At 34.6% G+C, this 7,949-nt stretch carries 4 protein-coding genes and 1 pseudogene; all 5 read right to left on the bottom strand.

The window, feature by feature from the left end:
• Positions 1-201 (bottom strand): annotated as a pseudogene (locus tag BM146_RS08835) (IS4 family transposase); the annotation flags it as partial.
• A gap of 131 nt (positions 202-332) precedes the next feature.
• Positions 333-3,413: a clostripain-related cysteine peptidase gene (locus tag BM146_RS08830; protein ID WP_074887461.1), complete on the bottom strand. Its 3,081-nt coding sequence runs from the start codon at positions 3,411-3,413 to the stop codon at positions 333-335.
• 240 nt (positions 3,414-3,653) lie between these two features.
• The gene (locus BM146_RS08825) at positions 3,654-5,186 is read right to left on the bottom strand and encodes a PP2C family protein-serine/threonine phosphatase (RefSeq protein ID WP_074887458.1); all 1,533 of its coding nucleotides are present in this window, start codon (positions 5,184-5,186) and stop codon (positions 3,654-3,656) included.
• A 116-nt stretch (positions 5,187-5,302) separates the two neighbouring features.
• Positions 5,303-5,896, bottom strand: a complete 594-nt coding sequence (locus tag BM146_RS08820) for a DUF6033 family protein (protein ID WP_074887454.1) — start codon at positions 5,894-5,896, stop codon at positions 5,303-5,305.
• Between the two features lie 188 nt (positions 5,897-6,084).
• Positions 6,085-7,935, bottom strand: coding sequence for an ABC transporter substrate-binding protein (locus BM146_RS08815; RefSeq protein ID WP_242949372.1), 1,851 nt, complete (start codon positions 7,933-7,935; stop codon positions 6,085-6,087).
• Positions 7,936-7,949: the final 14 nt, after the last annotated feature.

Below are 7,949 nucleotides of genomic sequence, written 5' to 3'. Positions count from 1 at the left end.
CAACATATCCATATACATGGACTTGTTTCGAAATACGAGAGAAAACGCATACATCAAGATGTTTGAAGGAGATTCACCTTTCAGCTTTTTTACATTAGATGATTTCAATATCGCAGAAACATGAAATTTATTGAAGAAAATCTTGATTGAATCTGTTATCTGCTTAGTATCGAGTTCATTCTGTGATATAATCTTAGACAAGGCGTTGGTCTCCTTATGGTTAATTTTTGGTGGTACTTAAATTATACCAATTTTAGAGGCTTATCGCCTTTTTTGTTGCCAGTTTTTATTGAATTTTCAAGGTTCTAGAGCACTTTTTAATGTGCGAAGTTTCAGTTACTATTCTCATAACTTGTCTCATATAAATCAACTTCTTGGACAAATTTATCAAGAATGTCATTACCATAATTATCTTTACATATTTCATACTCATTGCCATAAGAATCACTTACTGTATATATAGGTGATAGGTCAGCAACAGTTTGTAGTTTTAAAGTGGCCTCATTATCAAAGAATATGGTTCCTATAGAATGAATCTGATCATCGCCTGCATTGTTAACAATACTTTCTGCTCCACTCAAAAGCTCTGCATAATGCCCTTCTATTTCACTGATATTACTGTATGGACCTATTGATCCATTATCTGCATTTTGATATGAATCAAATGAGTATTCGTTTTCGTTGGTTGAAGATACATTTATAAATACAGTTTTTACTTTAGAATCTGATGCAGCTTCTTTAAAATATGCGTCTCTTGAATCATATCCTTCAGGAGTCTGAACGTCTTTTGCATCGTTCCACACTGATAATGGTATATATCCATAGTATGTAATCACACCGTTTTCATCAACAACATCAGTCAAATAAAAACTTGTTATCTGATCATTTATGGTATACCATTTTTGATCAAAAGGAGCGACTGTCAGATCAACGGTTTTTCCTTCTTCGTCTTTCGTAGCGTCTTCTGAAAAGAGAGGTGTTTGTCCAATAAAATGATCTGTTCCATCAATTGTGAGAGCTACCTGCACATTTACAGTCTCATCAATAACAACAGGATCAACATCGGTAATTGTTATAGTTGCTGTTTGTTGCTCATCATCTATCTCAACTGCGATTTCATCCTTGCGTACACGGTTTTCCAAGAAATAATCAATCTTTCCTCTTAAATCCTGGTCTTGCCCAAAATCAACTCCTGCTCTTTCAATCAGGCCTTCCGCATCATATACTGAATCCTTATCTTCAAGAATATTGATTATGTCATCAGTTGTATAAGAATTACTATTCGTCCAAAGATCTCCTACAGCATAGGCGGCGATAGTAGTTAATGCTAACTGAGCATAGGCCTTCATATAGACTTCATTTGCATTAATATCTGCATAAACTGAATCAACTGCTTCTGCTCTGCTTTGATAGTAATTCCTTTCTTTTCCTTCTTTATCTACTCCTCCATAAGCTTTTGAAAATGGTTGTGTTGGAAAATTTATACTAAGGCCACAATTTCCGGCATCAGTATCTTTTCCCTTAGTGTATATAACTGCCTTACCTTCAATTGAATTTATCAGATCTGTACATTTATTCTTTAGATTATCGGTTATATCACCAGACTCAATTAAATTAGAACAAAGCTTTACTATGTCCAAAAGGCATTCATTTTTAAAACCCTTTTTTATACCATAATCGCCTTCTTTTCCAATTGTTGCTATTACATTTTCATAACCGTTAATGTCTTTGATCTCATCTATCAAAGCATACGCAAAACTTGAAAGAGACTCATTTACTCCATCAAGCTTTGAACAGTCAATAAGTGATAGAGTTGTATTACCTTCATAGTCTTTGTATTGATCCATAAATGAATCAACAATGTCACATCCCAGATCAATGGTATTAATGTCAGGATTATCACCAATCGAATTAACGAATGCATTATAATCCCATCCCTCTCCGGGTATATTTTCCTGTGAAAGAATAAGATAATCAGCATAATTATGAAGAGCACCTGCAACTTCTATTGTTGCCATCTGGCAAGCATCAAATCCTATGAAATCAAATTTATTACCATTTTTTATCAGATCAGTGTTTTCAATAGAAGTCATCAACTGAGCCAGAGAAAAGCCAATATCCTCTCTTTTTTCTGTAATATGATCATTTAGATCTTGTTTATAAATTTCATCAACGCCATATCCTTCTATACCACTTCCATGGTCCCAAAAAATAAGATCATAAAACTCTGAATTACTAATAGCAGTAACATAGTCTATAAAATATGTAAGGTAAGTCGTTTCAAGGAAATACATATCAGTAAAAGTATCAAGTAAAGAAAGTGAATTCACATTATCATTACCATTTGCTTTAATTACTTCATATATCTGTATATCCTGAGATATTTCTGTTGCATAGTCTTCATAGAGTTCATTGGCATATCTGTCAACTTCTTTCTTTTGGGCATCACTTAAATTTTGTATGTTAGGATAAAGCAAATCTTTAGCGTATTCTTTATAATAATCGGCATCTGCCATATGCCAGGTCAATGTACCACCGGTAGTTATAAAAACCTTTGTGTTATCCGGAAGATTAGCTCTCAAAAGATCCAACATGTTTTTTGAACCACGATGATTACAACTTTCAAGATCGGTTCCATTTAGGAAAATCATAACTGTTCTTGCATAGGAATCGTCCTCATCTGTTTCTTCTGTTGTACTATCATCAGAATCTTCTTCACTATCGTTGTCAAAATCTTCTTCACTATCGTCGTCAGAATCTTCTTCACCATTTTCTTTACTTTCTTCTTTTACAGTATCGTTTACATTTTTGGGAACTTCGGACGCGTTCTTAGGAGTTACATTTTCTTTTTTAGGAATTTCATTTATATTGCTTGAAGATTCATTAGTTGCTTCATCAAAAGCATGGTATTCTTTTTCATCTGCAAGAACACCAAATAAGCTTATAAGAATTTGTGTCGCGCTTTCAAAAGCATTTTCTGATTCCTTATCATTACTATTATGCGCTAAGGAATTATATTCTTTATATGTTTCATTTGAAACGCCCTTAAATGAAGCATTAAGTACTAAAGTCTTCCCTGTTTTTATTTCAATATTAAATGCACCAAAAAAGAATTTGAGAAATGGAACACTTCTCTTAGCGAGTATTTCATCAATAACCGTTATTTTAAGAGAAACTTTGTTTATTCCATTTTTTACTTCATATTTTTCTTTACCATCATAAAGAATCTTAAATCCCGGGAAAGAATCTGAAGTAAGGATTGTACCAACTGGATTCTGCTTTTGTAACTGATCAAGTTCTGTTACACCGGCAGCATAAGAAGTAAATGAATTGACACTTATAATTATAGGTGATGTCAATATCATTACTGTGGATAATAAAAATACGAAAATACTCTTTAGCTTTTTACCCATAAATAATCTCCATAGAAAGCAATAAAAATCAACACACTTCTAAAGATATTATCGGGTAAAAAGCTATCACATATGAGAAAAAAATGATAAAAAAATATGACATCTTAGATGAAATTACAGAAACACGCATTTACTGCGGGTTTCGTGAGAATATGATTTAGGTGGCAAATAGGCCATGCGACGAAGTCGCTTTGGAATGGCCTATTTGCTTGTATCTTGAATCTTTGATTCAAGATGTCATTATGCCGGACCATTATACTTAAGGCAAAGCATAGTTATATCATCAAACTGATCTGCATCTTTTACGAAATCCTGAATATGACTTTTCACATTTGAAAGAACCTGCTGTGGGTCTGCATCTTTATCTGAGTTAAGGGCTTTAATAAGTCTCTCTTCACCAAAAAGCTCATTGTTTATATTGGTGGCTTCTGTAACGCCATCAGTATATACAAAAATAGTATCTCCAGGATTAAGTTCAAAATCATGTTCCTTGTATCTTATACCTTCAATTGTTGCAACTGCCGGAGAATGTTTATATACAACAAGCTCATAATCACCATTCTTTTCCTTAAATGCAGGATGCTCGTGGCCTGCATTAACTGCTGTTCCCTTTCCTGTTGAAAGATCAAGAATTGCAAGCCATACTGTTACAAATAACTCAGCAGAATTGCCTTCACAAAGCTGTTCATTCACATTAATTAAAGCTTTCGCAGGTCCGTCTCCCGCAAGGACTCTGTTCTTGATCAGAGTCTTTGCAACCATCATGAAAAGTGCAGCAGGTATTCCTTTTCCTGAAACATCAGCCATAACCAGGGCGATATGATTATCGTCCACCATAAAGAAATCATAGAAATCACCGCCTACTTCCTTAGCAGGATTCATTGAGGCATAAAGATCAAACTCTTTTCTATCAGGCCTGAATGGAAAAATTTTAGGGAGTACATTTTCCTGAATTGACGATGCAAGAGCAAGATCTCTGTCTGCGATAGCTTTTGCAAGCCCCTGGGAAACATTTAATATGCAGTACATGAGAAGAATTGTCAGCATTACTGTTGCCGCTGTTGGCGAAAGTCCATACACACCTAAGGTAAATATTCCCATGGAAACAGGTGCAAGCACATATACAAAAAACGTATAAATCTGGTATCTTTCAAGCTGCTTTCTTTCAATAATAACAGCCACAAGAGCTGAAAATGCAGTAAAGAAAGCATATATCATTGATAATGGGTAATAAGCGCTTCTGTGGTATATCCCCATTTCATCGACTGTAAAATAAATACCTGTAAAGAGATTTAAAATTCTCATACCTACAGCAATATATAAGCCGATTTTTGTAATAATACCAAGATTTTTGACTATGCCATTGTTGACCTTTAAATAGGTCATTGTATAAAGCCAGAAAAAATAAGCTTCAACCGGAGCACAGAGATAATAAAATGTATTATCAACAATATTTAATATTCTTAATCCGGGAACGCCATCAAGAAGCCATGCACAGGCATCTGTAAAAAGGCCAAGATATGCAACATTAATAAGTGACAATAAATGTTTTAGGTTAGCACCTGTTTTTTGCACATCCACCAGGCAGCAGATGTATAAAACGTAACCTATCAACATTCCAAATGCATCTATACCGATATTGATAAGGTAAATATCAACAAGATCCTTTATTCCCCTCAAATGAACCAGATATCCTATAACAATTACCAGTAAAAGATATATTACTGAAATAATAAATGCTTCTCGCTGTTTATTTCTTGAAAGTCCCTGCATGTTTTTCCCCTAAAATAATTTACTCTATACTAATAATACGTTAAATTGTGATACTCAAATTATTAAAAAACTATAAAAAAAAGAGCATTTCTATGCCCTTTTTTTCAATATACAGATCATGCTTTTGTCTTATCAGTCACAAGTGATTTTATTATTTCATCCAAAGAATTATTACTATATGAATTACCATTTATGTCGGCAAAGAAATTAAGCTTTCCGTCTTTGCCAATACTTATCCCGAAATTAGAAATTGAATCTTTTTCATTAGTATTTTCGCTGATTTTCTGGCTCATATCGCTGATTTTATTCATTGCATCATCAATTTTCCCCAAAAGCTTATCCTTCGCCTCTTTATCTTTTTCATCATCAGAAGCCAGAAGTTTCATTTCATCTTCGGATAGAATAATGCTATATTCAAGGTCTCCGCCTATCTGCGAAAGATCATCATCAGGTCCTGCTACGAATACATCAGCATTTTCATATTTCTTTTGAAGCAGATCAACAACCTTGCCATACATCTCAGCTTCCGGAGAAAAAGAAACTGTGGCACTGTTACCAACACCTGTTCCAAATATTGAATCTTTATTACTAATACCTTTGGATTTATCTGCAGATTTTACATCGCTTTTGCCTGTTATTTTTGCTGTCTTGGTGGCATTTGCGACGTTACGGTACATTTGACTGACATTATTACTAATACTTGCTGCCATAGTTTTTCCTCCTTGAAGAATCAAAAAGCACAGAATCCTTTCTATGCAAAAGAGTGTTACAAATGAATATACATTCCGTATTTACAACTTCAGATTAGCATCTAATTTATAGCCAACCAATTAAATTTATATTAAATAGAATAAATTACGCAATAATATTTCATAATATATTCCATACCATGAAAATATCATTCAATCCATTCTGCATATTCTTTATCATATTCTTCCAAATTCATTGATTTTTCATGCTTTTTGTAGTATTTATATCGCTGCCTCGCCATACCATAGGATGAGTACTCACCTTCGAACTCGTTTAGCTTTGACATGATATATCCATCACCATTCATTATAGAAAATGGTACTACAATCGCATTGCTGATTATAATGTTTTCTGCCTCTGCAAACTCAGTAAACCTCCTGTCATTATCGTCAGTAATTGAAGAAGCAAGATCAATCTGCTCCCGCCACTTCTTATGTATCTTTTTTATCTCTGAATTATCTGAAAGCTGCCAGAATGTGTAGTCTCCATCATCTTCAAAGGGCTCTGTCCAGGTTTGAGGGTCCTCATAATCCGCGCCCCATCGGCATTTCATAAAAGCATATTTACCTGCCATGCGAACTGATAGTAAAAACCCCATATCGCTCCCGGGAGTTACTATAACATCGATAAAATCCTTACCCAAAGTCGATTCTATCTGTTCCTCCATCATATATGCTTCCTGCTTCCCCCCTTCTGTTGAAGGATTGTATGGCATAAGCATTTTTATTGGAAAAGTCGCCCCCTTTGGCGTAAGTTCAAGCCTCGCCAGATCTCTGTAAATTCTTGCTTTTTTAGGGTCAAAAGAGTCATTTCCTGCGTGATACGCAAGTTTCCCATAAGATGTATAATCTTTTCCGTTAAAAGAATTAGATCCTTTAGGAGTGATCGTGTTATTTAGAAGAATTTCCGGATCGTATGGTTCATAGAGCTTTAAAATACTTACCCTGTCTATGGAAGACATGACAGCTTTTCTAAAACTCAAGTTTTCTACAGCTTTTTTCCAGTTATCAGGTTCATATCTTTTATCAAATAATGGCTCAAAATTAAAAGAATAAAAATATGAAAAAGAGCTATCCGGTCTTGACCTGTGAATATTCTCTGCATATTTAGGGTTACTCATATACTCATCAAGATGATCAGGACTTATGATTGCCTTATCAACAGAGCCATTCATATATTGCTCCGGTCCTATTGACAGGGCATCTGCATCGTAATAATTTTCAATTCTGTCAATATAAACGTTTTTCTTATCCCAATAGGTGGGATTTTTTACAAATATCTGTTTCTCAAGCGGATTAAAATAATGGAGTATATAAGCTCCGTTATAAAGAAGAAACTCATTGTCCGTAGCAAAGACACTTCCGATTTCATTAAGGTATTTTCGACAAACCGGAAGATACGTTGTGTAGGATAAAACACTTGTAAAAAATGGACATGGTTTTTCCAGGATGTATTTCAAAGTCTTATCATCTTCTGCGATAACGCCAATATCTGAGGGAATAATTTTTTCCGGTATTTCTTCATAGTCATCCGGTTTTAAGACATATGATGTAAAATCATAGTATTTCTGAGCATTTAAAACTACAGCCCCTGTCGAATACATGTATTGGCAATCTGTATCATTGGCGGCATTATTAACATATTCTGCAGCGCATACAAAATCATCAGCTACAACATCAGCATAATAATTGCCATTGTAGTCGACCCATTTTATCCCTTTCCTTAAATGAAAAGTCCATTCAGTAAAATCATCATTAGACTCCCAGCTCTCAGCAAGTCCGGGGATAATATTGCCCTTTGTGTCATAGTCAACAAGAGCATCTATAACATTGGCACAGATTGCTGTATCAACAGCGGAACTGGTTACAAGATAGTTTAGATTAACAACCTCTGAGGAATAAATTGTTCTAAATACAACTGCCTCGTTGTCGTAAGCATCTTCAAGCGTATGATTTTCAAGATCAGGAAGTTTGCCATAGCAACCGGTCAAAAAAGTCATCACAAAACACAGGA

The organism is Butyrivibrio proteoclasticus (assembly GCF_900115735.1).
Lineage (GTDB): Bacteria > Bacillota > Clostridia > Lachnospirales > Lachnospiraceae > Butyrivibrio > Butyrivibrio proteoclasticus_B.
The sequence above is the reverse complement of the archived record's forward strand: the minus strand, read 5'-3'. Positions and strand labels throughout refer to the sequence as shown.

Excerpts from the sequence above, each read along its gene's own strand:
- BM146_RS08815 (WP_242949372.1), bottom strand. The coding sequence starts at position 7,935 with ATGACTTTTTTGACCGGTTGCTATGGCAAACTTCCTGATCTTGAAAAT.
- BM146_RS08825 (WP_074887458.1), bottom strand. The coding sequence starts at position 5,186 with ATGCAGGGACTTTCAAGAAATAAACAGCGAGAAGCATTTATTATTTCA.
- BM146_RS08830 (WP_074887461.1), bottom strand. The coding sequence starts at position 3,413 with ATGGGTAAAAAGCTAAAGAGTATTTTCGTATTTTTATTATCCACAGTA.
- BM146_RS08820 (WP_074887454.1), bottom strand. The coding sequence starts at position 5,896 with ATGGCAGCAAGTATTAGTAATAATGTCAGTCAAATGTACCGTAACGTC.